The sequence below is a fragment of the Bradyrhizobium sp. LMG 9283 genome (assembly GCF_045571415.1).
Classification (GTDB): Bacteria; Pseudomonadota; Alphaproteobacteria; order Rhizobiales; family Xanthobacteraceae; genus Bradyrhizobium.
In genome coordinates, this window is the sequence record NZ_CP120691.1 from 6,107,748 (window position 1) to 6,132,167 (window position 24,420).

The window sequence follows — 24,420 nt, forward strand, 5'->3', positions numbered from 1 at the left end:
CAGCGAAGCAATCCAGGATCTTTCCACAGAGACAGTCTGCATTGCTTCGCTGCGCTCGCAATGACGAAACAAGTAACATCGTGAATTGAAGCATGACAGATAAGAACAAGGTTGCCGAAGACCGCATCCCCGTCATCGTCGGCATTGGCGAGATCGTCGACCGCCCAAAGGAGATCACCGATGGTCTCGAGCCGCTCGATCTGCTCGAACAGGCACTGCGGCGCGCCGAGGCTGATTCCGGCGCAAAGCTGCTCGGCGAGGTGCAGTCGCTCGACGTCGTCAACTTTCTGAGCTGGCGCTATCGTGATCCCGAGAAGCTTTTGGCGCAACGCTTCGGCATCTCGCCCGCGCATTGCTATTACGGCCCGGTCGGCGGGGAGAGTCCGATCCGCTACATTCACGAGGCCGCCAAGCGCATCGCGCGCGGGGAATGCGGCGTGGCCGCAGTGTGCGGCGCGGAGGCGCAGTCGACCGCGACCAAGGCGGAGCGCGCTGGCGTCAAGCTGCCATGGACGCCGTTCGCCCATGATGTCGAGGAACCCAAGCGCGGCGCGGCGTTCCAGAAGCCGCTGGCGGTGAAGCTCGGCGTGTTCCGCCCGGTCACGGTCTATCCCTTCTACGAGGCGGCCTCCGCTGCGCATTGGGGCCAGACGCCGCGCGACGCGATGGCGGAGTCCGGTACGCTGTGGTCGCGCTATTCGGAAGCCGCCGCGCAAAATCCCAATGCCTGGCTGAAGCGGCGCTACGCGCCCGAGGAGATCACGACCCCGACCGCCGACAACCGCCTGATCGCGTGGCCCTATAACAAGCTGATGGTCGCCAATCCCAGCGTCAACATGGGTGGTGCCCTGCTGCTCACCAGTCTTGCCAAGGCGCGGGCGGCCGGGATTCCCGAGGACAGACTGGTCTATCCGCTTGGCGGCGCCTCGGCGGAAGAGCCGCGCGATTATCTGTTGCGCGACCAGTTTTACGAGAGCCATCCGCAGAACGCGGTGCTCAGGAGCGTGATGGACCTCGTCGGCGGCGACGGCAGGAAGTTTGACGCGATCGAGCTCTACAGCTGCTTTCCATGCGTGCCCAAGATGGCGCGGCGGACGTTGGGCCTTTCTGCCGATGTGCAGCCGACCGTGACCGGCGGCCTCACCTTCTTTGGCGCTCCGCTCAACACCTACATGACGCATGCGGCCTGCGCGATGGTGCGGCGTGTGCGCGGCGGCGCAAGACTCGGCCTGCTCTACGGCCAGGGCGGCTTCGTCACCAAGCACCACGCGCTGGTGGTGTCGATGACGCCGCCGCGCGAGACGCTGGCGCAGGAGACCAGCGTGCAAGGCGAGGCCGACAGCAACAAGCGCATTGTGCCGGAATTCGTGACGGAGGCTTCGGGCAAGGGCAAAGTCGAGAGCTTTACGGTGCTCTACGGCCGTGGCGGCGATGTCGAGCACGGCGTGGTGATGCTGCGGACGCAGGATGACCGCCGCACGTTGGCGCGAATTCCGGCGAGCGATAGCGCGACGCTGGCGCATCTGCTCGACATGGAGCGGACGCCGGTGGGCTCGCTCGGCGAAATCGCGATGGCTAGGGATGGCGTGCCGGAGTGGCGGGCGGCGTAGCCAGCTCTCGTGTCCCGGACACGGTGCGGCATGCAATGCCGCTCCGCAGAGCCGGGACCCAGAAAGCAACACGGCACAGATCTCGTAGGGTGGGCAAAGCGAAGCGTGCCCACCATAACTCTGCGATTTCAGAGAGAATGGTGGGCACGGCGCAATGCGCCTTTGCCCACCCTACGACACTGCGCCGCGTCCGAGGCACAAAACTGAGCTAGCTCCGCGGCGCCTGCTTCTCCGATGCCGTCGCCGGCTTGCCCTTGGCGCCGGCGCCGACGACGCGGACCTGATCGCCATCGGAGAGGCCGTCAGGCGGAGCGGTAATCACGCGGTCATCCGCGGCAATCCCTGAGGCCAGCTCGATCTCGCGGCCGAGGTCACGCGCGATGGTCACCGGCTTGAACAGCACCTTGTCGTCCGCACCGACGGTCGCAACGCGCAAACCGCTGCCGTTGAAGATCAGGGCGCTGGCGGGAATGCTGAGCGGCGCGGCGTCACGTTGGAGGTTCAGTCTCACGCTGGCATAGCCGCCGGGCATCAGCTCGCCCGAGGAATTGTCGAGCCCGAGCTGCATCCGCGTGGTGCCGGAGGCGACGTCGACGGCCTGCGAGGAGGCCTCCACCGTTGCCTGAAAGGTGCGGTTCGGATATTCCGGCAGCGTGATCGTGGCCTTGGCGCCGATCTTGATCGCCGGCACGTAATTCTGGGGCACGTTGACGTAGACGCGCAGCTTGGTGATGTCGGAGATCACAAACATCGCCGGACCCGACCCGCCGCCGGCATTGATCAGCGCACCGACGTCAGTGTCGCGCGCGGTGACGACACCGTCGAACGGCGCGGTGATCTTCTTGTAGCCGGCCAGCGCTTCCAGCCGCTCGACATTGGCTTTGCCCGAATTGACGGCGGCGTTCTTGTTGGAGAGGTCGGCGGTGCGCTCGTCGATCTCCTGCGCCGAGACGAAGTTGGAGGCGACCAGCGTCTTGCGCCGGTTGAGCGTTGCCTCCGACAACCTGGCGCTGGCCTGCTGGCTGGCGAGATCGGCGCGCGCCTGCAGCAGCTGCTGATCGAGGTCGGGCGCCTCGATCTCGGCAATCACCTGACCCGCCTTGACGCGGGCGCCGATGTCGGCGCTCCAGCTCTTCAGGTAGCCCGACACGCGCGCGAAGATCGGCGCGCGGTAGTAGGCCTCCAGCCGGCCCGGCAGATCGATGGTGGCGTTGAGGTCCTTAGCGCTGGGCAGCGTCACCGCCACGCTCGGAACGGCCTGATCGTCAGTCCATTCTTTCAGCTTGATGCCCTGCTCCTCGCGGGCCCTGATGCCAGTGCCGACGACAAGGCCTGCCGCAATCAGCGTCACCACGCCGAAGATGCCCAGTTTCCGGTGCGACACCGCAGAGCGGGGTTCAGTGGGCGACATGCGGAGTCTCCAATGCGGCGGCGGCTTTGGCGCCTTGTTTCTTGTGGACCATGCTGAACACCACGGGGACGAACATCAGCGTGGCGAAGGTTGCAAAGATCAGGCCGCCGATCACGGCGCGGCCGAGCGGCGCATTCTGCTCGCCGCCTTCGCCCAGTCCCAGCGCCATCGGCGCCATGCCGATGATCATGGCGAGCGCGGTCATCAGGACGGGGCGGAACCGGACGAAGCCCGCTTCAAGCGCGGCGGCGATGGGATCGCCGAGCTCCTCGTAGCGCTCGCGCGCGAAGGAGATCACGAGCACGCTGTTGGCGGTGGCAACGCCCATGCACATGATGGCGCCGGTGAGCGCCGGAACCGACAGCGTGGTCTCGGTCGTGAACAACATCCAGACGATGCCGGCGAGCGCGGCCGGCAGCGCGGTGATGATCACGAACGGATCGGACCAGGACTGGAAGTTCACGACGATCAGGAAGTAGATCAGCACGACGGCCCCGAGCAGGCCGAACAGCAGGCCGGTGAAGGCGCTGTTCATGGTCTGCACCTGGCCAAGCAGCACCACGGACGAGCCCTTCGGCACGTCCTTGGCGGTCTCGGCAATCACTTTTCGGATGTCGGCGGCGACCGCGCCGAGATCGCGGCCCGAGGTCGTGGCAAAGATCTGCACCATCGATTGGATGTCATATTGCGATACCACCGCGCTCGACGTCGAGCGTTTGATGTCGGCGATGCCGCCGAGGATCGGCGACTGCGCATTGCCGGCAGCCGTGATCGGCAGCGTCTGCAGCGCACTGAGCGAATCGATTTGGTATTGCGGCGTCTGCATCACGATCGAGTAGGACACGCCGTTATCAGGATTGAGGTAGTAGGTCGGCGCCACCTGCGAGGAGCCGGCGAGATTGACCACGAGGCTGTTGGTGACGTCGCGCTCGGTCAGGCCGACATATTGCGCGCGGGTGCGATCGACATCGATGTTGAAGGTGGGATTGTTCGGCGACTGCTGAATGCGCGCATCGGCAACGCCCGGAATCTTGCGGACCTTGGCCAGCAGGTTGTTGGCATAGGCAAAGTTGGCGCTGAGATTGGCGCCGCGGATCTGCAGGTCGATCGGCGCCGGCGCGCCGAAATTCAGGATCTGGCTGACGATGTCGGCCGGCAGGAACGCGAAGCTGACGCCGGGGAACAGCCGCGGCAGCTGCTCACGCAGCACCTTGACATGCTCCTCGGTCGGCTTGTGGCCTTCCTTCAGCTTGATCTGGATGTCACCGTCCTGCGGGCCGATCACGCCGGTGTTGTTGTAGGTCATGTTGATGCCGGAGATCGGCATGCCGATATTGTCGGTCATGGTCTCGATCTCGCCGGGGATCAGCTTGCGAACTGCCTTCTGCACGTCGGCGAGCTGGTTGGCGGTCTCCTCGACGCGGGTGCCTACTTGCGTGCGGACATGCATCAGGATGTTGCCGGCATCGACCGCGGGAAAGAAATTCCGGCCGAGGAACGGCACCAGCGCGAAGGACGCGCCGACCACGCAGAGGAAGCCGATCACGAACACCGCACGGTGCGCCAGTGCAAGGCCGAGCAGGCCACGGTAACCGCTACGGATGCGCTCGAACCGCGCCTCGAAACCGCGCTGGAACCAGACGAAAGGATTGCGTGACTTCGGCGGGGCGCCCTCGTGATGGACATGCGCCTGCAGGAGGTAGTTCGCCATGGTCGGCACCAGCGTGCGCGACAGGATGAACGACCAGATCATCGCGAACATCACCGCTTCAGCCATTGGCACGAACAGGAAGCGCGCGACGCCGGTCAAGAAGAACATCGGCACGAAGACGATGCAGATGCAGAGCAGCGAGACGAACGCCGGCGTCACGATCTGGTTGGCGCCGTCGAGGATCGACTGCTCGACCGGCTTGCCCTGCTCCAGATGGTAGTTGATGTTCTCGATGGTGACGGTGGCGTCGTCGACGAGGATGCCGACCGCGAGCGCGAGGCCGCCGAGCGTCATGATGTTCAGCGTCTCGCCGATCGCCGACAGCATGATGATGGCGCCCAGCACCGAGAGCGGGATCGAGACCGCGATGATGATCGTCGAGCGCCAGCTGCCGAGGAACAACAGGATCATGACGCTGGTGAGGAGCGCCGCGATCACGCCCTCGAAGGCCACGCCCTCGATCGCGCCGCGGACGAACACCGACTGGTCGCCGATGAAGCCGATCTTCAGCGCGTCCGGCATCTGGTCCTTGACGTCGATCACCTTCTGCTTGATGCCGGCGATGATATCGAGCGTCGAGGTGGCGCCCGCCTTCAGCACCATCATCAGCACCGAGCGGTTGCCGTCGACATGGACGATGTTGGTCTGCGGCGGATTGCCATCGCGCACGGACGCGACGTCGCGCACATAGACCATGGCGCCGTTGACGGTTTTGATCGGCAGATTGCCGAGCTCGTCGATCCGGAGCGGCGAGTTGTTGAGCTGGATGTTGTACTCGAACTGGCCGATCTTCTGGGTGCCGACCGGCGTGATCAGGTTCTGGGCGGCCAGCGCATTGGCGACGTCCTGGCCCGAGAGGCCGCGGGCCTGGAGCGCGGTGGGATTGAGGTCGATCTGGACCTGGCGCTGCTTGCCGCCGAATGGATAGGGAATCGCCGCGCCGGGCACGGTGACCAGCGGGGTGCGAAGCTGGTTGATGCCGATATCGGCGAGATTCTGCTCGGTGAGCCCCTCACCTGACAGCGCCACCTGGATGATCGGCACGGTGGACGCCGAGTAGTTCAGGATCAAGGGCGGCGTCGCACCCGGCGGCATCTGCTTGAGCAGCGTCTGCGAGATCGCGGTCACCTGCGCGTTGGCGGTGCGGATGTCGACGTTGGGTTGGAAGAAGATCTTGATGATGCCAAAGCCGTTGTAGGAGTTGGCGACGATATGCTCGATGTCGTTGACCGTGGTCGTCAGTGCGCGCTGGAAAGGCGTGGTGATGCGGCCGGACATCTGGTCCGGCGGCAGCCCTGTGTACTGCCAGACCACACCGATGACAGGGATACGGATGTCCGGGAAGATGTCGGTCGGGGTCCGCAGCGCCGCGAGCGGTCCGATGATCAGCAGCAGCAGCGCTAGCACGACGAACGTATAAGGCCGGCTCAGGGCAATACGGACCAGAGCAATCATGCGCCAGGCAATTCCAGGTCAAGCGAGGATAAGGATTCCGCCCCCACGGCGATCCCCTTTCCCCCTTTACCTGAGCACCGTCGGAAACGCTAATCCCCGGCGGCTTTCACGCATTCACTTCCCTGCTACCGCACTGCGGAATCTACATCGCAGCCATGCAGCCGCGCGTCTTACGCCGCGCGGACATTGGTCAGGAATTTGCTGACCTCGCTCTTGAGCCGGTTGGAATCGTTCGACAGCATCTGCGCCACCGACAGCACCTGCGAGGAGGCCGTGCCGGTCTCGGTCGCGCCGCGCTGCACGTCGGTGATGTTGGACGATACCTGCTGGGTGCCCTGCGTCGCCTGCTGCACGTTGCGGGCGATCTCCTGCGTGGCGGCGCCCTGCTCTTCCACCGCCGCCGCGATCGCCGACGAGATTTCCGACAAACGCTCGATGGTCGAGGAGATCTCCTTGATCGCGCCGACGGAGTCGTTGGTCGCCGTCTGGATGCCGGAAATCTGCTGGCCGATCTCGCCAGTCGCCTTTGCGGTCTGCTCGGCGAGCGCCTTCACCTCGGAGGCGACGACCGCGAAGCCGCGACCGGCTTCGCCCGCGCGCGCCGCCTCGATGGTGGCGTTCAGGGCCAGGAGGTTGGTTTGCCCGGCGATGGTGTTGATCAGCTCGACGACGTCGCCGATGCGCGAGGCCGCCTTGGAGAGCTCGCTGACGCGCTCGGTGGTGGCACGCGCCTGGCCGACGGCGTCGCCCGCCATCCGCGCCGACTCCTGCACCTGACGGCTGATCTCGCCGACCGACGACGCCATCTCCTCCGTCGCCGAGGCCACCGATTGCACGTTGGTCGAGGCTTCCTCCGAAGCGCCGGCAACCGTGGTCGCGAGCCGCTGCGAGCGGTCGGCGCTCGCGGTCAGGGTCGAGGCGGAGGCTTCGAGCTGGGTCGAGGCCGACGATACGGTCTGGACGATCTCCCCGATCATCGTTTCAAATTCGCGGGTGATGTTGTCGACGCGGCGGCCGCGCTCGATCTTGGCCTCGGCATCGGCCGCGGCGGCTTCGTCCGCGGCCTTCTTGGCGATCAGCGCCTCCTTGAAGATCTGGAGCACGTCGGCCATGGCGCCGATCTCGGTCTTCTCGCCGCGATGCGGGACTTCGGCGGAGAGGTCGCCCTTGCCCAGCGCCTGCATGGGCAGTGTGATGGAGTTGATGCCGCTGGAGACGTCGTGGACGAGATAGAAGCCGACACCGACGCCGACGAGCACGGCAGCGCCGAGAATGATCGAGACCAGCATGAAGGCATTGGCGTAGCTGTCGGCCGCATCCCGGGCGGCCCGGTCGCCGCCCCTGGTGTTGAGTTCGATATCTTTCTGCAGCACCTCGTCGGACTTCAGGCCGATCTTGTTGACTGTCTTGGTGTTGAGCTCATGGGATCCGTGCGGCACCTTGCCCGCTTCCATCCGTGACAGCTCCATGACGTCCTGGGCACCCTTCTGATACTCACTCCAAAGCTTCGACCATTCGGCATAGAGCGCCCGCTATTCCGGCGAGGTGATCATCGGCTCGTACTCCTTTCGAGCCTTGGCCAACATCTCGGTTACGATCGCCGCGGTCTTTTCCGCCTCCAGCTTTTCATCCAGCGTTTCGGCCAGCATGTGCTCGCGGATGACGTTGCGATAGGTAAGGACGGTGGCGCGGAGGTCGCCCAGCACACGCACGCTGGGCATCCAGTTGGTGGTGATATCCACGGTGTTGGCGTTTATCGACCGCATCTTCATGACCGCGAGAAGGCCCATGCCGGCCATCGCAACCAGCAGGAACGCCACGACACTGATGATCTTGACGCGGATGGAGATCTTGGCGAGCATATTGAGGACTCTTTAGTATTGGCGCGGGCGCGCGTCCAAAGATTTTACGAATCAACCAAAAGGAGCGGCGCCGACATCCAACACCAGAGCACCTGTGCAGACGTTAACTGCGACTCCGTACGAGTACGGAGCCCGAAATGAACAGCCAGCTAAGAATGCTCTGCGCTCAGCGCATGAGCCTAAGCGCATCCGTGAAGAATTCAGCACCGCCGAAATTTCCGGACTTTAGGGCGAGCAACATCTCGCCCGCCTCTACGCCGACCGCGCGCAGCACCGGGACCCCCGCCGCGATCTCTACTCCTACGAGAAATCCAGGAATCTTCAACCGATCGACCACGGCACCGGAGGTCTCGCCACCGGCGACGATCAAGCGCCGGACACCGGCCTGCACCAGGCCCTCGGCGAGATCAGCCATGGCCTGCTCGATGGCGTGGCCAGCGGCATCGCGGCCATGGCGTGCCTGAACGGCGGCAACGGCTTCCGGCGTCGCGCTCGAAGCGATCAGCACCGGACCGTCGGCGAGCCGCGGCCGAGCCCAGGCGAGCGCGCGCTGTGCTTCGCCGGCGGCCGCGACGATCTGCTCGGGATCGAGATGCAACACTGGCATGACACGCTCGGCATTCGCGATCTGCTGAAGCGTCGCTTGCGAGCAGCTTCCGGCAAGACACGCCACCGATCCGCCGACCGCAGCGCCGGCTTCGTTGCTTACCGCAGCCGACCTGACCTTGCCCGTCGACACCAACGCGCGCGCGAGCCCAAGGCCGATGCCGGAGGCACCGACCGAGAGCCGATGTCCGGCGGCGACAAGGCCGATGGTCTCGAGGTCGCGATCGAACACGGCATCGATGATCGCAGCGCCGATGCCCTTGCCCGCCAGCTCGGCCAGCCGCGCCCGCACGGCATCGGCCCCGCGCGTGACGGTGGCGAGATCGACGAGGCCGATCTGCGTCCTGCTTTGGCGCGCCAGCACGCGCACCAGGTTGGAATCGCGCATCGGGTTGAGCGGATGGTCCTTCAGCGGGCTCTCGTTGAGCGGCACGGCGCCGACGAAGAGGTTGCCCTGGTAGACGGTACGGCCGGTCTCCGGGAACGCCGGCGTCACCAGAACGGCCCCCTCGCCGCAGTCGGCGCGCAGCGCGTCCATGACGGGACCGATATTGCCGGCGTCTGTGGAATCGAAAGTCGAGCAAATCTTGAACAACACGTGGCCCGCGCCGCGGCCGCGCAGCCACGCCTCCGCCGCACGCGAGCGCGACACGGCAAGTCCGGGCTCGATCGAGCGGCTCTTCAGCGACACCACGACGGCGTCGACCCCAGGCAGCGCGAGATCGTCCGCCGGCACGCCGATGGTCTGCACGGTACGCAAGCCAGCGCGCGTCAGCGTGTTGGCGAGGTCGGAGGCGCCGGTATAGTCGTCGGCGATGCAGCCTAACGCAAGTGTCACGACTTCACTCCAGCAAAAGGCTTGAACCAGGCAAGGCCGTCGGTGGTCTTGCCGCGCGGATTGTATTCGCAGCCGACGAAGCCGGCATAACCGAGCCGGTCGAGCTCTTCGAACAGGAACGGATAGTTCAGCTCCTCGCCGTCAGGCTCGTTGCGCGAGGGAATGCTGGCGATCTGGATGTGGCCGATGATCGGCATCATCTCGCGCAGCCGCATGGTGACGTCGCCGTGGATGATCTGGCAGTGATAGATGTCGAACTGTAGTTTTAGATTCGGAAGCCTCAGCTCCTGGATCAGATCACGCGCGAAGCCGAAATCGTTGAGGAAGTAGCCGGGCACGTTACGCGCATTGATCGGCTCGATCACGACGTCGATGCCGTGCGGCGCGAAGAACTCCGCGGTCCAGGCCACCGATTTGTAGAACGCCTCGATCGCAACGCGCTCGCTGCGGTTGGCGATGCCGGCCATCAGGTGCAGCCGCTTGACGCCGGTCGCCTTGGCATAAGGCAGCGCCGTCTCCAGGCTCGCCTTCAGATCATTGAACCGCGCCGGGAGCGCCGCAAAGCCTTTTTCGCCGGCATTCCAGTCGCCCGGCGGCAGATTGAATAGCGCCTGCGTCAAGCCGTTGCGCTGAAGCCGCTCGCCGACCGCCTCGGCCTGATGCTCGTAAGGAAAGAGGAACTCGACGGCGGTGAAGCCCGCTTGCGCGGCGGCATCGAAGCGGTCGAGGAACGGCACCTCGGTGAACATCATCGAGAGGTTGGCGGCGAAACGGGGCATCGCAGATCCTCTTGCTTACTTGTCGCCAGGCAGCTTGACGCCGGTGACCTGCGCATACATCCGCGCGACCGACGCATCGTCGTCGCGGCCCATGCCGGCGGCTGAGGTCATCAGGAACATCTGGAGCGCCGCGGCGGAGACCGGCACCGGGAATCTGGCGCTGCGCGCCATGTCCTGAATGATGCCAAGGTCCTTGACGAAGATCTCCACCGCGCTTCGCGGTGTGTAATCGCCGTCCAGCACATGCGGCATCCGGTTCTCGAACATCCAGGAATTGCCGGCGGAGGCCGTGATCACCTCATAGACCTTGCGGATGTCGAGGCCCTGCTTGGCCGCAAAGGCCATGGCTTCGCTGGCGGCGGCAATATGCACTCCGGCGAGCAATTGATTGATCATCTTGAACGCAGCGCCCTGCCCGGCGGCATCACCGAGCTCGTAGAGCTTTGCCGCCATGGCATCAAGCGCGGGCCGCGCCTTGGCAAAAGCGGCGGAACTGCCGGAGGCCAGAATCGTCAGCTCGCCTTGCGCGGCGCGCTGCGCCCCGCCGGAGATCGGCGCATCCAGATAGTGCCGGCCGGTCGCCTCCAACTGCTTGGCCAGGCGCCGCGCCACGTCGGGATCCATGGTGGCGGAGGATATGAAGACGCTGTCCTTCGGCATGGTCTCGGCGACACCATCCTTGCCGAACAGGATCGCCTCGGTCTGCGCCGCATTGACGACGACGCTGACGACGATATCGGCCTCCTTGGCCGCTTCGGCCGGGGTCTTGGCGCCCGCGCCGCCATCCTTCACGAAACGCGCGACGGCATCCGCCGAAACGTCGCAGCCGGTCACGGCATGGCCGGCGCGCTTCAGCGAGGTTGCCATACCAAAACCCATCGAGCCGAGCCCGACGACGGCGATACGCTGATTTTGTGACGTGGAGGCCGACATGCAACTGACCCTTGCGAACGTTTCCAGGAAGGCCGCCCTTTGCGGCGGCTCGCCGAACCGATATCACGGCTTGGCCGCGCTGCCAAAGCGTGAGACAAGCAGGCATGACGGCCATGAGCAACGAGACATTGCTGCGCGAGAATATCTGCCGCTTCGGACGGTCCCTGTTCGAGCGCGGGCTGACGCCGGGCTCCTCCGGCAATATCAGCGTCAAGATGGACGATGGCGGCTGGCTGGTGACGCCGACCAACGCCTCGCTCGGCTTCCTCGACCCCGCGAAGCTGTCGCGGCTGGATAGCCGAGGCCAGCTGGTCTCGGGCGATGCGCCGACCAAGGAAGTTCCGCTGCACACGGCGCTCTACGACACGCGCGGCAGTGCACGCGCGATCGTGCATCTGCACTCCACCCATTCGGTCGCACTTTCGATGCTGCCCGAGATCGACCCGCGTGCCGCGCTGCCGCCGATGACGGCCTATTACCTGATGAAATGCGGCGCCACCGCGCTCGTGCCCTATTACCGCCCCGGCGACCCCGCGGTCGCGGATGCGATCAAGGGCCTGGCGGGGAAATACTCATCCGTGCTGCTCGCCAATCACGGCCCGGTCGTCGCCGGCGACACGCTGGAAGCGGCAGTGTTTGCGACGGAGGAGCTGGAGGAGACGGCGAAGCTGTACCTGCTGCTGCGCGGGATGAACCCGCGGTACCTGTCGCCGGAGCAGGTGAAGGATCTGGTGAAGGTGTTCGGGGTGACGCTGCCGGAGCACGGGCACGGGCACTCGCATGGGGCGATCGAGGCAACGGGACCGACGGACGCACAGGTCGAAGCAGCGGCCCGTATCCTTGATCGGGCCGGGCGTCACCATCATTGGTGGCCAAAGACAAGCCCGGCATATGACGAGATCGGCAAGGCGGACCCGATCGCCAAAAGCGAATTTGATGGAATCGTCGAGCAAATGTTGAAGGCCGCTTCCGCGGCGAAGAAAGCGTAGCCGCATGAGCACAGCGACATGCGGGACCATTTGCCCCGGATATCGCTGCGCTCATCCGGGCTACGGCAGGGTGCTCGGAGCTATAGCCCCAGATACGCCTTCCTCACGTCGGGATTGCCCTTGATCTCGGCGGACGGGCCCTGCATCAGCACACGGCCGGTCTGCAGGATATAGGCGCGGTCGGCGATCTCCAGGCATTCGGCCATGCGCTGCTCGACGATCAGCACGGTCATGCCAGCGTCGCGGATGCGCTGCACCGCCTGAAAGATCTCGTCGACCAGCTTCGGCATGATGCCCTGCGAGGGCTCGTCCAGCATCAACAGCCGCGGGCGCGTCATCAGTGCGCGGCCGATCGCAAGCATCTGCTGCTCGCCGCCGCTGAGCGTCTCGGCGCGCTGCTCCAGGCGCTCGGACAGCCGCGGAAACAGGTTGAAGACGAGATCGAGCGGCCCCTCGCGGTCTGCCTCGCCGCGATAGAGATAGCTGCCGAGACGAAGATTATCGCGAACGGATAGGCGCGGAAACAGGCGGCGGTTTTCCGGCACATAGGCGATGCCGGTGGCCGTGATGTGGTGCTGCGCCATGCCGTCGAGGCGCTTGCCGTCGAAGGTCACGGTACCCGAGCGCGGGCGTTCGGCGCCGGCGATGGATTTCAGCAGCGTCGACTTGCCCGCGCCGTTGGCGCCGGCGACGCAGACGATCTCGCCCTTCTGGACCTCGATCGAAACCGCGGAGATCGCGACCAGGCCCTGATAGGCCGTCGTGACTTCACGCACCGACAGCATGACGATCTCCCAGATATGCCTTGATCACCTTGGGATCGCGGACGACGTCGGCAGGCTTGCCCTCGACCAGCACCTTGCCGAGGTCGAGCACGATGGCGCGGTCGACCAGCGGCATCACGATCTCCATGACGTGCTCGACCATCAAGACGGTGATGCCGGCATCGCGCACTTTGCGCACCAGCGCGACGCCGGTCTGCGCCTCGGTCGGCGTTAGGCCAGTGAGGACTTCGTCGAGCAGCAACAGCTTTGGCTCGGTCGCGAGCGCGCGCGCGACTTCGAGGCGGCGCTTCTCGGCCGGCACCAGGTCGCTCGCGAGCACGTCGGCGCGCGCGGCAAGGCCGGTGAACTCGAGCACCTCATGCGCCTTGCGACGTGCTTCGCGCATCACAGTATTGCGCACGAGCGCGCCGACGATGACGTTGTCGACGACCGTCATGGTCTCAAAACTCTTGACCACCTGGAAGGTGCGGCCCACCCCGCGCTGGCAGCGCTCGGCCGCCGGCATGTGGGTGACATCCTCGCCGTCGAACCAGATCGAGCCTTGGGTCGGCGGCAGCACGCCGGCGATGAGGTTGAACAGCGTCGACTTGCCGGCACCGTTCGGACCGATCAGACCGACGATCTCGCCGCGACCGACCGAGATCGAGACGTCGCTGTTGGCGACCAGGCCGCCGAAGCGCTGCCAGACGCCGCGGGTTTCAAGGAGCGCGCTCATCGTGTGACTCCCTTCGGTTTTGCCCGGGAGAACAGGCTCACCAAGCCTCGCGGCAGGGCCAGCGAGATCGCTACGATCAGCGCACCATAGACGATGAGATCGACGCCGCGTCCGGAGCCGCCGATATAGGAGCGCGTCAGCTCCGTCATCGGGATCAGGATGGCGGCGCCAAGCACCGGACCCCAGAGGGTGCCGATCCCGCCGAGCACGGCCGGCAGCGCCATCAGCAGCGAGAATTGGAAGCCCATCACGCTCTCGGGATCGATATAGGCGAGAAACTGCGCATAGAAGGCGCCGCCGATCGCAACCAGGAAGGCGGAGACGGCGGCCGCGCCCATCTTGGAGTTGAACACGACGACGCCGAGGCTTTCGGCCGCCTCCGGATTGTCCTTCACTGCGCGCCACCAGAAGCCCCATTTGGAGTCCTCGAGCCACCAGGTGACGAACCAAGCGAGACAGCAGAGCGCCAGCGCGAAATAGAAGTACGGCAGCTTGGTGCGCAGGAACTGGAATTTCAGCCAACTGTCGCCGCGGATCGGAATAGTGATACCCATCGCGGCTCCCGCCCACTCCCAGTTCTGGAACAAGAGCAGCCCGATCTCCGCAATGACGATGGTCGCGATCACGAAATAATGGCCGCGCAGGCGGAAGAAGGGATAGCCGAGTCCCATCGCGATGAGTGCGGCGATCACACCGCCGCCGAGCATGCCGAACCAGGGCAGCACGCCGAACTTGGTGAACAGCAGCTCGGTGGTGTAGGCGCCGATGCCGAAATAGAGCGCGTGACCCAGCGAGATCTGGCCGCAATAGCCGGACAGGATGTTCCAGCTCTGCGACAGCGCCGCATACATCAAAGTCAGGATCAGGATGTTCTGGACGTAGACGTCCTTGACGAACAGCGGTGCCAGTGCTGCGAGGGCGGCCAGCACCGCGGCAATAATGAGATCGCGGCGGCGCCGCGCGGCAAAATTCTTGTCCATCACATCGACCCGAACAGGCCGCGCGGCCGAATGAAGACAACCAGCAGATAGACGGCGTAGATGCCGACCGACTTTAGCGAGGGCGGCAAAACCAGGGCCGTGACCGCCTCGACGAGGCCGACGATGATGCCGCCGGCGAAGGCGCCGAACACGCTACCGAAGCCGCCGAGCGCCACCGTGACATAGGCGATCAGGGCGAAGGACGCGCCGACGTCGGGATAGATGTAGAAGAACACCGCCATGATCGCGCCGGCGAGACCGACCAGCGCGGCACCCAGGCCCCAGCCGAGCGCGAACACGCGGTTCTTGTCGATGCCGACGAGGGCGACGGCGCCGGGATCCTCACGCGTCGCCTCCAGCGCACGGCCGAAATCGGTACGATGGATGAAGAAGTAGAGGCCGGCAAAGGCGAGAATCGAGACCAGCGCACCGATCAGCTGCGGCTCCGGCAGGAAGATGCCCGCGATCGACACCGTCTTGCCGCCGAGCCACGACTGCGGGATGCTGCGATAGTCCGGCGTGAAGAAAAACTGCGCGAGGCCACGCATCACGATCGCGAGGCCAAAGGTGGAGAAGATCTGCACCATGCCGGCATTGGCCTTGGCTCGCATGGCGAAGCGTACAATGAGCAGGTAGACCACTGCCCCGAACACGAAGAGTGCGGCGGCGACCAGCGGCGCCGACAGCAAGGGATCGATGGCGAAGAACGCGAACAGGAAGAAGCTCGCATACATCGCGATCATCAGGAACTCGCCATGGGCGAAGTTCACGACGTCCATCAGGCCGAAGATCAGCGCAAGGCCGACCGCGATCAGTCCATAGAGCAGGCCCATGAGAAGGCCGCTCGCGAGACTTTGGATAATGGCTTGGGCTGTCACCTCTAGTCCCCCGCTCGATACATCACGATAGGCTCCGTCATTGCGAGCGAAGCGAAGCAATCCAGAAGTGTTTCCGAGGAAGCAGTCTGGATTGCTTCGTCGCCAGCGCAAAATTGCTTCGCAATTTTGTCGCGGGCTCCTCGCAATGACGGTGTGGGAGCAGTTTGATCCTCCCACCCCTCACGGTCCTCAACCCGCGAATGCTACTTCATCGGCCAGATCGCCTCGGCGATCGCGGCTTGCGGCGGGAAGATGGTGACGAACTTGCCGCCGACATATTGCAGCAGCACCGGATCGGCGTCGTTGTTCTGGCCCATCTCGTCGAACTTGACGCGCTTCCAGGGCATGATGGTCTGCTCGCCCGGGATGTCGGTCGCGGCAAGCGCATCGCGGATCTTCTCGCCGTCGGTCGACTTGGCACGGCTGATGGCGTCGGCGAGGATGATCAGGCCCATGAACTGGCGCGAGGTGAGATCGTTGAAATCCTTGCCCGACCTCGCCTTGAACATCTCGTTGATCTTGCCGACCATCGGGCGCTTCTGCGCGAGGTCGAGCGAGAAGGTGCCGCGCGAGATCACGCCTTCGAGCTTGTCGCCGACAGCATCGTAGAGCGCCTTCTCGGAGAAGCCGGCGTCCTGCGCCACGATCGCATTCGGCTTGTAGCCGAGCTCGGCCATGGTCTTGACCAAGAGGATGCCGTCGGTGGTGTAGCTCGACGGCATCAACACGTCGGAATTGGCGGTCTTGAGCTGCTGCACCTCGGCCGAGAGCGAGGGCGAGTTGGCGCGATACTTGATGTCGGTGACGATCTTGTAGCCGCGCTCGCCGGCGATCCTGGTCTGGGCATTGCCGGAGTCGGTGCCGAAGATGGTGTCCTCGTGGAACAGCGACAGCGTCTCGATCTTGGTGCCTTTCTTCTTCATGGCGTCGAAGAAGTCGAACATCGCAGCCGAGTACATCTCGTCGTGCGGCGCAGCGCGGAAGTAATATTTCAGGCCGCGACGATGCAGGCTCGGCGAGGAGTTGTCGGCGGAAACGAACGGGACCTGATAGCGTTCGCAGATCTGGCTGACGGTGACGGCCACCGCACTCTGATAGGTGCCGATGATGGCGCAGACCTTCTCCTGCGTGATCAGGCGCTCGGCCTCGGCGCGTCCCTTCTGCGGATCGGCCTGGTGGTCGGCGAAGACGAGGCGAATCTTCGCACCACCGAGACCCGGCAGGCCTTCGCCTTTCGCCAGCGGCAGGTCGAAATCGGTGTCCTTGTTGATGACCTCGAGCGCAGTCTCATAGGCCTTCTGCGCGTCGACGCCCTGCTGCGCGCTGCCGCCGGAGAACGGATAGATCACGCCGATCACCACTTCCGAGGTCTGTGCGCGTGCTGCCAGCGGCACCAGAGCGGCAGTGGCGGTGGCTCCCAACAACACGTCGCGGCGAGTGATCGTCATGACAAAGTCCCCTGTTTACTTGAATGTCGGCTGATCGAATGAAGCGATTGGCAGATAGCGTAAAGCCTGAAGAAGCAGCAAACGCTGCCCACTAAATCACGGCCATGGCCCTGTTCTTGAGATCCGTCACCAGCATCAAGCCGGGCGAATGCGTGATCGCGAACGGAAGCTTGGCCGCATTGATGACCGATTGCGGCGTCACGCCGCAGGCCCAGAACACCGGGATCTCGTCGTCGGCGACGGGCACCGGATCACCGTAGTCGGGCTTGGCAATGTCCTTGATGCCGATCAGGTGCGGATGGCCGAGATGCACGGGCGCGCCGTGCACGGCGGGATAGCGCGAGGTGATCTGCACCGCGCGGATCGCATCGGCCGGCTTGAACGGACGCATCGACACCACCATGGGACCGGCGAACGGACCTGATGCGCCGCAGGCGATGTTGGTGCGATACATCGGCACGCGCACGTTCTGCTCGATGTGCCGGATCGGCATGCCCTCGTCGAGCAGCGCCTCTTCGAACGAGAAGGAGCAGCCGAGCACGAAGGTGACGAGATCGTCGCGCCAATACTTGGTCACGTCGGTCGGTTCGTCCACAACTTCGCCATCGCGCCAGACGCGGTAGCGGGGGACGTCAGTGCGGATGTCGAGATCGGCGCCGAGCGAGGGGATGAAAGGACTGCCGACGTCGGACATGCCGATGATCGGGCACGGCTTCGGATTGAGCTGGCAGAAGCGGTGAAAGGCGGCGGCATATTCGGCCGGCAGGATTGCCAGATTGCCCTGAACGTAGCCGGGGGCAACGCCGGCGGTGGAGGCGACCAGCCCCTCGCGGTAGGCGAGCCGGGCCTTGCGGCTCGGAAGGGCGTCGGGCGTTTCAGTTTGCTGCGCTGCCACCAAAACAGTCATGTGATCGACCTGCCTATAAACTCGACAAAGACAAGCCAACACCAAGCGTGCTATAAAGTCTAATCGTCGTTTCTAATCAATCTCGATAAATCTGATTTATCGACTGGGAAAATCCCTTCCAATGCTGGACTTCAGGTCGATCGAGACATTCCTCTGGGTTGTGAAGCTCGGCAGCTTCCGTGGCGCCGCGCAAAGGCTCAACACCACGCAGCCGGCGATCTCCCAGCGCATCGCCCAGCTCGAACGCGAGATGGGCGTGAAGCTCCTGAACCGCGATCATCGCATCGCCTCGCCGACACCGAGTGGCCGGCAGATGATGGTCTATGCGGAAAAGCTGATCGGCCTGCGCGCCGCGATGATGGCGGAGATCGGCGACCGGTCGGCGATGCGCGGCGTGATGCGGCTCGGTGTCGCCGAGACCATCGTGCACACCTGGCTGCCGCGGCTCGTGAAGAGCGTGAACGAGGTCTACCCGAACCTGTCGCTGGAGATCGAGGTCGACATCACGCCGAACCTCACCGCGCGCCTGCTCGCGCAGGAGATCGAGCTCGCCTTCGTGGTCGGGCCGCTGTCCGCCTCCGGTGTGCACAATCGCGTGCTCGCCGATTATCCGATCGGATTCCTCGCGAGCCCCTCGCTGGGGCTCGGCAAGGGCCCGGTGACGCCGGCGGAGCTTGCGCGGTTTCCGATCATCACCTTCCCGCGCAAGACCAAGCCTTACGAGGTCGTGCGCGAGGTGTTCGACCGCCCGGAGCTGCCGCCGATCAGGCTGCATGCGTCCGCTTCGCTGGCGACCGTCATCCACATGGCGGTCGAGGGACTCGGTATCGCCGTGATCCCCGACGCCATCGTGGAGAACGAGCTCGCCGACGGGCGACTGCAACTGCTCGACACCGATCTCGCCATCGCGCCGCTGACCTTCACGGCGAGCTGGCTCGCCTCGCCGGACGTCGTCGCCGTGGAGCGCGTTGCCGAGCTCGCACGGCAGATTGCGCAGAGCAGCCTCGCGGTTGACGCGCCCGCGCTGGCGCGTCATTGAAAAAGGCGCCGGACAAAAGAGAGAACGACCGCATGAGCCGAGCCGCCACCAATCTACAAATCGATTCCGCCCGCCTCTGGGGCTCCATCCACGAGACCGCGCAATTCGGCGCGACCGCCAAAGGCGGCGTGCGGCGGCTGACGCTCAGCAGCGAAGACAAGCAGGTGCGCGACTGGTTCCGCAAGGCCTGCGAAGATGCCGGACTGGAAGTCCACGTCGACGCGCTCGGATCACAGTTCGGCCTGCGCAAGGGCCGCGACATGTCGAAGCCGCCGGTCGGCATCGGCTCGCATCTCGACACCCAGCCGACCGGTGGCAAGTATGACGGCATCCTGGGAACGCTCGGCGCGCTGGAGGTGATCCGCACGCTGAACGATGCCGGCATCGAGACCGAGGCGCCGATCTGCGTCGTCAACTGGACCAACGAGGAAGGCTCGCGCTTCGCACCTGCGATGATGGCCTCTGCCGCCTATGTCGGCGACTTCACCACCGACGACATCCTGTCGCGCAAGGACGCCGAAGGCACGACCGTCGGCCAGGCACTCGACAGCATCGGTTATCGCGGCGACAAGCCGGTCGGCTTCCAGAAGCTCGGCTGCTTCGTCGAATTGCACATCGAGCAGGGGCCAATTCTGGAAGCGGAAGGCAAGACCATCGGCGTCGTCGATTCCGGCCAGGGCGTATTGTGGTACGACGGCAAGATTTCCGGCTTCGAGAGCCATGCGGGTTCGACCCCGATGCTGCTGCGGCGCGATGCGCTGGCGACACTGTCGGAGATCGTGCTGGCCATGGAGGCGATTGCCAAGAAGCACGGGCCGAACGCGGTCGGCACCATCGGCGAGGCCGTGATCGCAAACCCGTCGCGCAACGTCATTCCCGGCGAGATCGCCTTCACCATGGACTGCCGCAGCGCCGATGGCGCCATCATGGACTCGCTCGATCGCGACCTTCGTGCGGCGATCGCCGAGATCGCCGCACGCCGCAAAGTCGAGGTCAAGATCGATCTGGTCTGGCGCAAGGCGCCGACGCATTTCGATCCGAAGCTGATTGCGGCAGTCGAGAACGCCGCGAAGACGCTCGGCTATTCCTCCCGCCGCATCACCTCCGGCGCCGGCCACGACGCCTGCAATCTCAACACCGTCATGCCGGCGGCAATGGTGTTCGTACCCTGCAAGGACGGCATCAGCCATAATGAGCTCGAGGACGCCACGCAGGGTGACTGCGCCGCGGGCACCAACGTCCTCATGCATACTGTGCTGGCGATCGCCGGCGTCGCATCCTGACCGGAGAGAACCATGCGCGGAGTTTTCGTCGACGCCAATGAAACCCTCGCGGCGATCATGGAGCGGCTGGAGAAGCCTGATGCTCCCAAGGTCCGGATCCACAGGGACCCTGATATCAAGCCTGAGCAATATCCTGAGATTCTCGACGGCGCAGAGATCGCCATCGTCGACCACACGGCGCTTCCCACTGAGGTGGCGAGGAAATGCAGCGGCCTTAAGCACGTCGTGTTCCTCGGCACCGGCGCCCGCAGCTACATGAACCCGGAGGAGCTCGCCGAACTCGGCATCTCCGTGCACCTGATCAAGGGCTATGGCGACACGGCGGTCGCCGAATCCGCGATCGCGCTGATGTGGGCCTCGGCCCGCGTCATCGCCATGATGGACCGCGAGATGCGGGCCGGCAACTGGCTGCGCGAGGACGGCATGCAGCTGACCGGCAAGACGCTCGGCCTGATCGGCTTCGGCGGCATCGCCGCGGAAGTCGCGCGCATTGCCTCCGGCAGCGGCATGAAGGTGATCGCCTGGAATCGCTCGCCCAAGAGCCATCCCGGTGTCGAGTTCACCGATCTCGATACGGTGCTGGCCAGAAGTGACGTCGTGTCGCTGCATCTGCTGCTCAACGACGAGACACGCGGCATGATCACGCGCGAGAAGATCGCGAAGATGAAGCCAGGCGTCATTCTCATCAACACCGCCCGCGCCGCAATCGTCGATGAGGCCGCCATGATCGACGCGCTGAAATCCGGCCACATTCGCCATGCCGGCCTCGATGTCTTCAACATCGAACCACTGCCCGGCGATCATCCGCTAACGAAGCTGCCAAACGTAACGCTGTCGGCGCATTCTGCCTTCCGCACGCCGGAAGCGAGCGAAAACCTGATTGAAGCGGCCTGGGTCCACTGCCGCCGGATCGCGCAAGGATAAGAGCAACAACAATGGCCGACTATCGCACCATCAAGGCAGAGCCGCTCAGCAATGCCATCCGCGCCATCGTCAAGGCGGGTGGGTCTACCGACCGCGAAGCCGAGCTCGTGTCCACCAATCTCGTCGAGGCCAATCTGAAGGGACACGACTCCCACGGCGTCGGCATGATCCCGCGCTATGTCCAGAGCGTCACCAATGGTGGCCTCGCCGTGAATCAGCACGTCAAGATCGTGCTCGACACTGGTCCGCTCCTCACGCTCGACGGCCTCACCGGCTATGGCCAGGTGATCGGTCATGAGGCGATGGAACTGGCGGCCGAGCGCGCCAAGCGCAACGGCGTGTGTCTCGTCGGCCTCTCCAACTCGCACCACATCGGCCGCATCGGCCACTGGGCCGAGCAGTGCATCGACCACGGGCTGGTGTCGATCCACTTCGTCAACGTGATCTCGCGCCCGATCGTGGCACCCTGGGGCGGCAGCGATGCGCGCCACGGCACCAACCCGTTCTGCGTCGGCATTCCGCGCAGGGGCAAGGACCCCATCGTGCTCGACTTCGCCACCAGCAGAATCGCGCAGGGCAAGACCCGCGTCGCCCACAACAAGGGCGTCGAGCTGGAGCCCGGCATGATCATCGACAACGAAGGCAAGCCCACCGTCAATCCGCGCTACACCGTGATCCCGCCGTACGGCGCCATCCTGCCGTTCGGCGAGCACAAGGGATCGGGGCTCGCGCTCGTGTGCGAAATCCTCGGCGGCGCACTCTCCGGCGGACAGGTAGTGAAGGGTCCGTCCGACGGCAAATACAACGTCCTCAACGGCATGCTGTCGATCATCATCGACCCGACCAAGCTCGGCACCGCCGAAAATCTCGCACGCGAGGTCGAGAGCTTCGTCGCCTGGCACACCGGCTCGCCGCCCGCACCCGGCGTCGACAAGGTCAGGATCGCCGGCGAGCCCGAGCGCGAGACCAAGAAGAAGCGCCTTGCCGAAGGCATTCCAGTCGATCCGAACACCTGGCAGGAGATTCTAGAAGCCGGGAAGAAGTTCGGGTTGGATCAGGCGGCGATCGAGAAGATTGCGGGCTGATCGGCGCGGGGCACGAAGCCACCCTCTCCCACAACAAGGGGAGAGGGTGAAGCAGCTCGCTAATCCACCATATCCGCGACCGCCTTGCCGCAAGCCGTCGTGTCAGCATTGCCGCCGAGGTCCTTGGTGCGCAGCGTGCGTTCGGCCAGCGTGCGCTCGATCGCCTCGACGATCGACTTGCCGGCTTCCTTCTCGCCGAGATGCTCGAACATCATTGCGCCCGACCAGATCATGCCGATCGGATTAGCGATACCCTGACCTGCGATATCGGGCGCCGAGCCGTGAACAGGCTCGAACACCGAGGGGAAATCGCCCTCGGGATTGATGTTGCCTGACGGTGCGATGCCGATGGTGCCGGTGCAGGCCGGGCCGAGGTCGGAGAGAATGTCGCCGAACAGATTCGAGCCGACCACGACGTCGAACCAGTCCGGATGCAGCACGAAATTCGCCGTGAGAATGTCGATGTGGTACTTGTCCCACTTCACGCCCGGGAATTTCTTGGCCATCGCCTCCACACGCTCGTCCCAGTACGGCATGGTGATGGAGATGCCGTTGGACTTCGTCGCCGAGGTCAGGTGCTTCTTCGGTCGCGACTGCGCGAGCTCGAAGGCGAATTTCAGGATGCGATCGACGCCCGTGCGAGTCATCACCGTCTGCTGGGTGACGAACTCGCGGTCGGTGTCCGGGAACATGCGGCCTCCGACGGAGGAATATTCGCCTTCCGTGTTTTCGCGCACCACCCAGAAATCGATGTCGCCGGGCTTGCGGCCCGCCAGCGGCGACGGCACGCCGGGCATCAGCCGCACCGGGCGCAGGTTCACATACTGGTCGAACTCCCTGCGGAACTTGATCAGCGAGCCCCATAGCGAGACGTGATCCGGAATCTTGGCCGGCCAGCCCACCGCACCGAAATAGATCGCATCGTGCTTGCCGATCTTCTCCTTCCAGTCATCGGGCATCATCTGGCCGTGCTTCTCGTAATAGTCGTAGGACGAGAAGTCGAAATGGTCGAAATGCACGGAGACGCCGTGCTTCTTGGCGGCCGCCTCCAGAACGCGCAGACCTTCCGGCATCACTTCCTTGCCGATGCCGTCGCCAGGAATGACTGCGATCCGGTATTGTTTCTTGCTCATCGAGAACGTCCTTGGTTGGTCCGGCAGCCGCCGCGTTTTGACCGCACTGCAATGGACCAAACGCGGCGGCAGTGCAACGCTGCACTGCAATGTTGACCATGGCGCGGCCGAGCGCCTACTGATTTGATCCTGTTCCCACGAACGAGTACCCCTCATGGATCTGCATCTGCGTGGCAAGCGCGTCCTGATCACCGGCGCGTCCAAGGGCATTGGCGCAGCCGCCGCCGAGGCCTTTGCCGAGGAAGGCGCGCATCTCCTCCTCGCGGCCCGCAGCGGCGAGGCGCTGAAGGCGCTGGCCGACCGCTTGCGCGCAGCGCACCAGATCGACGCCGCAACGAGCATCGTCGATCTGCGCAAGGAAGAGGACGTGGCGCGGCTGGCGAAAGAAGCTGCCGATATCGACGTGCTCGTCAACAATGCCGGCGACATCCCCGGCGGCTCGATCGACAAGATCGACGAGGCGACCTGGCGGCACGCCTGGGAATTGAAGGTGTTCGGCTATATCAACCTGACGCGGTACATCTACGCCCAGATGAAGGCGAAAGGCGGCGGCGTCATCGTCAACGATATCGGCGCGGCCGGCGAAAAGTTCGACGCCAATTACATCTGCGGCAGCGCCGGCAATGCCGCGCTGATGGCGTTCACCCGCGCGCTCGGCGGCAAGAGCCTCGCCGACAACATCCGCGTCGTCGGCATCAATCCCGGGCCCGTCGGTACCGACCGCCACGTCAGCCTGCTCAAGACGCGCGCAAAACACCAGTTCGGCGACGAGAGCCGCTACAAGGAATTCCAGAAGAGCCTGCCGCTCGGCCGGCCCGCGCATGCGCGCGAGATCGGCGACCTCATGGCGTTCCTGGCGTCAGATCGCGCCGGCTATACCTCTGGCGTGATCTACACGGTCGACGGCGGCATCAGCGCTGGCTGGGGTTAGCGCACATGAGTCAATCCGGGGCGCCCGAAGGGTGAACCCGGAATCTCGAGATTCTCAGGTGCGCAAGGGCGCACCATAGTTCGATGCTGCGCATCACCCCGAAATGACGAACACGACA

The 24,420-nt window shown here is 64.6% G+C and carries 18 protein-coding genes and 2 pseudogenes; 7 read left to right on the forward strand and 13 right to left on the reverse strand.

The genetic code is table 11. The annotated features are described in order from the left end of the window. The first annotated feature begins 92 nt into the window (after positions 1-92). Positions 93-1,610: an acetyl-CoA acetyltransferase gene (locus P6U29_RS28810; protein ID WP_407113684.1), complete on the forward strand. Its 1,518-nt coding sequence runs from the start codon at positions 93-95 to the stop codon at positions 1,608-1,610. Between the two features lie 208 nt (positions 1,611-1,818). Here P6U29_RS28810 and P6U29_RS28815 read toward each other — a convergent pair whose 3' ends face one another. The 6 genes and pseudogenes from P6U29_RS28815 to ltnD form a co-directional block, all read right to left on the reverse strand. Next, positions 1,819-3,021, reverse strand: a complete 1,203-nt coding sequence (locus P6U29_RS28815) for an efflux RND transporter periplasmic adaptor subunit (protein ID WP_407113686.1) — start codon at positions 3,019-3,021, stop codon at positions 1,819-1,821. Beyond that, positions 3,008-6,187: an efflux RND transporter permease subunit gene (locus tag P6U29_RS28820; RefSeq protein ID WP_407113688.1), complete on the reverse strand. Its 3,180-nt coding sequence runs from the start codon at positions 6,185-6,187 to the stop codon at positions 3,008-3,010. The genes P6U29_RS28815 and P6U29_RS28820 overlap by 14 nt, the downstream gene beginning before the upstream one ends. A gap of 170 nt (positions 6,188-6,357) precedes the next feature. Next, positions 6,358-8,049 (reverse strand): annotated as a pseudogene (locus P6U29_RS28825) (methyl-accepting chemotaxis protein). A gap of 166 nt (positions 8,050-8,215) precedes the next feature. Further along, complete coding sequence (gene otnK, locus P6U29_RS28830; protein WP_407113690.1) at positions 8,216-9,493, reverse strand: 3-oxo-tetronate kinase; 1,278 nt, start codon at positions 9,491-9,493, stop codon at positions 8,216-8,218. Then, positions 9,490-10,272 carry a 2-oxo-tetronate isomerase gene (gene otnI, locus P6U29_RS28835; protein ID WP_407113692.1) on the reverse strand — a complete coding sequence of 261 codons (783 nt, stop codon included), beginning with the start codon at positions 10,270-10,272 and terminating at the stop codon, positions 9,490-9,492. Before otnI ends, otnK begins: the two co-directional genes overlap by 4 nt. Before the next feature lie 15 nt (positions 10,273-10,287). Continuing rightward, a complete protein-coding gene (ltnD, locus tag P6U29_RS28840; RefSeq protein WP_407113694.1) occupies positions 10,288-11,205 on the reverse strand; it encodes an L-threonate dehydrogenase in 918 nt (305 codons plus the stop codon). 104 nt (positions 11,206-11,309) lie between these two features. Between ltnD and P6U29_RS28845 the strand changes: the two are divergent. Continuing rightward, positions 11,310-11,981, forward strand: a pseudogene (locus P6U29_RS28845) (aldolase); the annotation flags it as partial. A gap of 293 nt (positions 11,982-12,274) precedes the next feature. Here the strand turns inward: P6U29_RS28845 and P6U29_RS28850 are convergent. From P6U29_RS28850 to P6U29_RS28875, 6 genes are all read right to left on the reverse strand, one after another. Then, positions 12,275-12,979, reverse strand: a complete 705-nt coding sequence (locus P6U29_RS28850) for an ABC transporter ATP-binding protein (RefSeq protein WP_407113696.1) — start codon at positions 12,977-12,979, stop codon at positions 12,275-12,277. Beyond that, a complete protein-coding gene (locus P6U29_RS28855) occupies positions 12,963-13,694 on the reverse strand; it encodes an ABC transporter ATP-binding protein (RefSeq protein ID WP_407113698.1) in 732 nt (243 codons plus the stop codon). The genes P6U29_RS28850 and P6U29_RS28855 overlap by 17 nt, the downstream gene beginning before the upstream one ends. After that, entirely contained in the window at positions 13,691-14,674 is a 984-nt protein-coding gene (locus P6U29_RS28860; RefSeq protein WP_407113700.1) for a branched-chain amino acid ABC transporter permease, read from the reverse strand. Before P6U29_RS28860 ends, P6U29_RS28855 begins: the two co-directional genes overlap by 4 nt. After that, positions 14,674-15,507 (reverse strand): branched-chain amino acid ABC transporter permease, encoded by an 834-nt coding sequence (locus P6U29_RS28865; protein ID WP_407119443.1) that lies wholly within the window; start codon positions 15,505-15,507, stop codon positions 14,674-14,676. Before P6U29_RS28865 ends, P6U29_RS28860 begins: the two co-directional genes overlap by 1 nt. Before the next feature lie 248 nt (positions 15,508-15,755). Further along, on the reverse strand, positions 15,756-17,000 hold the full coding sequence (locus P6U29_RS28870) for an ABC transporter substrate-binding protein (RefSeq protein ID WP_407113701.1): 1,245 nt from the start codon (positions 16,998-17,000) through the stop codon (positions 15,756-15,758). A 91-nt stretch (positions 17,001-17,091) separates the two neighbouring features. Next, positions 17,092-17,907: a putative hydro-lyase gene (locus P6U29_RS28875; RefSeq protein WP_407113702.1), complete on the reverse strand. Its 816-nt coding sequence runs from the start codon at positions 17,905-17,907 to the stop codon at positions 17,092-17,094. A gap of 121 nt (positions 17,908-18,028) precedes the next feature. On the opposite strand from P6U29_RS28875, the gene P6U29_RS28880 reads away from it, so the two are divergent. From P6U29_RS28880 to P6U29_RS28895, 4 genes are read left to right on the forward strand one after another with little or no spacing between them, the layout of a single operon-like run. Beyond that, positions 18,029-18,946 (forward strand): LysR family transcriptional regulator, encoded by a 918-nt coding sequence (locus tag P6U29_RS28880; protein WP_407113704.1) that lies wholly within the window; start codon positions 18,029-18,031, stop codon positions 18,944-18,946. Positions 18,947-18,978: 32 nt separating this feature from the next. Then, the gene (locus tag P6U29_RS28885) at positions 18,979-20,229 is read left to right on the forward strand and encodes a Zn-dependent hydrolase (RefSeq protein WP_407113706.1); all 1,251 of its coding nucleotides are present in this window, start codon (positions 18,979-18,981) and stop codon (positions 20,227-20,229) included. A 12-nt stretch (positions 20,230-20,241) separates the two neighbouring features. Then, positions 20,242-21,153 (forward strand): NAD(P)-dependent oxidoreductase, encoded by a 912-nt coding sequence (locus P6U29_RS28890; protein WP_407113708.1) that lies wholly within the window; start codon positions 20,242-20,244, stop codon positions 21,151-21,153. Between the two features lie 11 nt (positions 21,154-21,164). After that, a complete protein-coding gene (locus tag P6U29_RS28895) occupies positions 21,165-22,238 on the forward strand; it encodes a malate/lactate/ureidoglycolate dehydrogenase (RefSeq protein ID WP_407113710.1) in 1,074 nt (357 codons plus the stop codon). Between the two features lie 59 nt (positions 22,239-22,297). Here P6U29_RS28895 and P6U29_RS28900 read toward each other — a convergent pair whose 3' ends face one another. Then, the gene (locus P6U29_RS28900) at positions 22,298-23,371 is read right to left on the reverse strand and encodes a tartrate dehydrogenase (RefSeq protein WP_027571253.1); all 1,074 of its coding nucleotides are present in this window, start codon (positions 23,369-23,371) and stop codon (positions 22,298-22,300) included. Positions 23,372-23,525: 154 nt separating this feature from the next. Between P6U29_RS28900 and P6U29_RS28905 the strand changes: the two genes are divergently transcribed. Further along, the gene (locus tag P6U29_RS28905; RefSeq protein ID WP_407113712.1) at positions 23,526-24,302 is read left to right on the forward strand and encodes an SDR family oxidoreductase; all 777 of its coding nucleotides are present in this window, start codon (positions 23,526-23,528) and stop codon (positions 24,300-24,302) included. The last annotated feature ends 118 nt before the right edge of the window (positions 24,303-24,420 follow it).

Bases quoted from the DNA above. Each gene is read 5' to 3' on its own strand.
- P6U29_RS28820 (WP_407113688.1), bottom strand. From the start codon at position 6,187: ATGATTGCTCTGGTCCGTATTGCCCTGAGCCGGCCTTATACGTTCGTC.
- P6U29_RS28900 (WP_027571253.1), bottom strand. From the start codon at position 23,371: ATGAGCAAGAAACAATACCGGATCGCAGTCATTCCTGGCGACGGCATC.
- P6U29_RS28895 (WP_407113710.1), top strand. From the start codon at position 21,165: ATGGCCGACTATCGCACCATCAAGGCAGAGCCGCTCAGCAATGCCATC.
- P6U29_RS28855 (WP_407113698.1), bottom strand. From the start codon at position 13,694: ATGAGCGCGCTCCTTGAAACCCGCGGCGTCTGGCAGCGCTTCGGCGGC.
- P6U29_RS28870 (WP_407113701.1), bottom strand. From the start codon at position 17,000: ATGACGATCACTCGCCGCGACGTGTTGTTGGGAGCCACCGCCACTGCC.
- P6U29_RS28815 (WP_407113686.1), bottom strand. From the start codon at position 3,021: ATGTCGCCCACTGAACCCCGCTCTGCGGTGTCGCACCGGAAACTGGGC.
- P6U29_RS28860 (WP_407113700.1), bottom strand. From the start codon at position 14,674: ATGGACAAGAATTTTGCCGCGCGGCGCCGCCGCGATCTCATTATTGCC.
- P6U29_RS28810 (WP_407113684.1), top strand. From the start codon at position 93: ATGACAGATAAGAACAAGGTTGCCGAAGACCGCATCCCCGTCATCGTC.
- P6U29_RS28850 (WP_407113696.1), bottom strand. From the start codon at position 12,979: ATGCTGTCGGTGCGTGAAGTCACGACGGCCTATCAGGGCCTGGTCGCG.
- P6U29_RS28880 (WP_407113704.1), top strand. From the start codon at position 18,029: ATGCTGGACTTCAGGTCGATCGAGACATTCCTCTGGGTTGTGAAGCTC.
- P6U29_RS28875 (WP_407113702.1), bottom strand. From the start codon at position 17,907: ATGACTGTTTTGGTGGCAGCGCAGCAAACTGAAACGCCCGACGCCCTT.
- P6U29_RS28890 (WP_407113708.1), top strand. From the start codon at position 20,242: ATGCGCGGAGTTTTCGTCGACGCCAATGAAACCCTCGCGGCGATCATG.
- otnI (WP_407113692.1), bottom strand. From the start codon at position 10,272: ATGCCCCGTTTCGCCGCCAACCTCTCGATGATGTTCACCGAGGTGCCG.
- P6U29_RS28865 (WP_407119443.1), bottom strand. From the start codon at position 15,507: ATGGGCCTGCTCTATGGACTGATCGCGGTCGGCCTTGCGCTGATCTTC.
- P6U29_RS28885 (WP_407113706.1), top strand. From the start codon at position 18,979: ATGAGCCGAGCCGCCACCAATCTACAAATCGATTCCGCCCGCCTCTGG.
- P6U29_RS28905 (WP_407113712.1), top strand. From the start codon at position 23,526: ATGGATCTGCATCTGCGTGGCAAGCGCGTCCTGATCACCGGCGCGTCC.
- ltnD (WP_407113694.1), bottom strand. From the start codon at position 11,205: ATGTCGGCCTCCACGTCACAAAATCAGCGTATCGCCGTCGTCGGGCTC.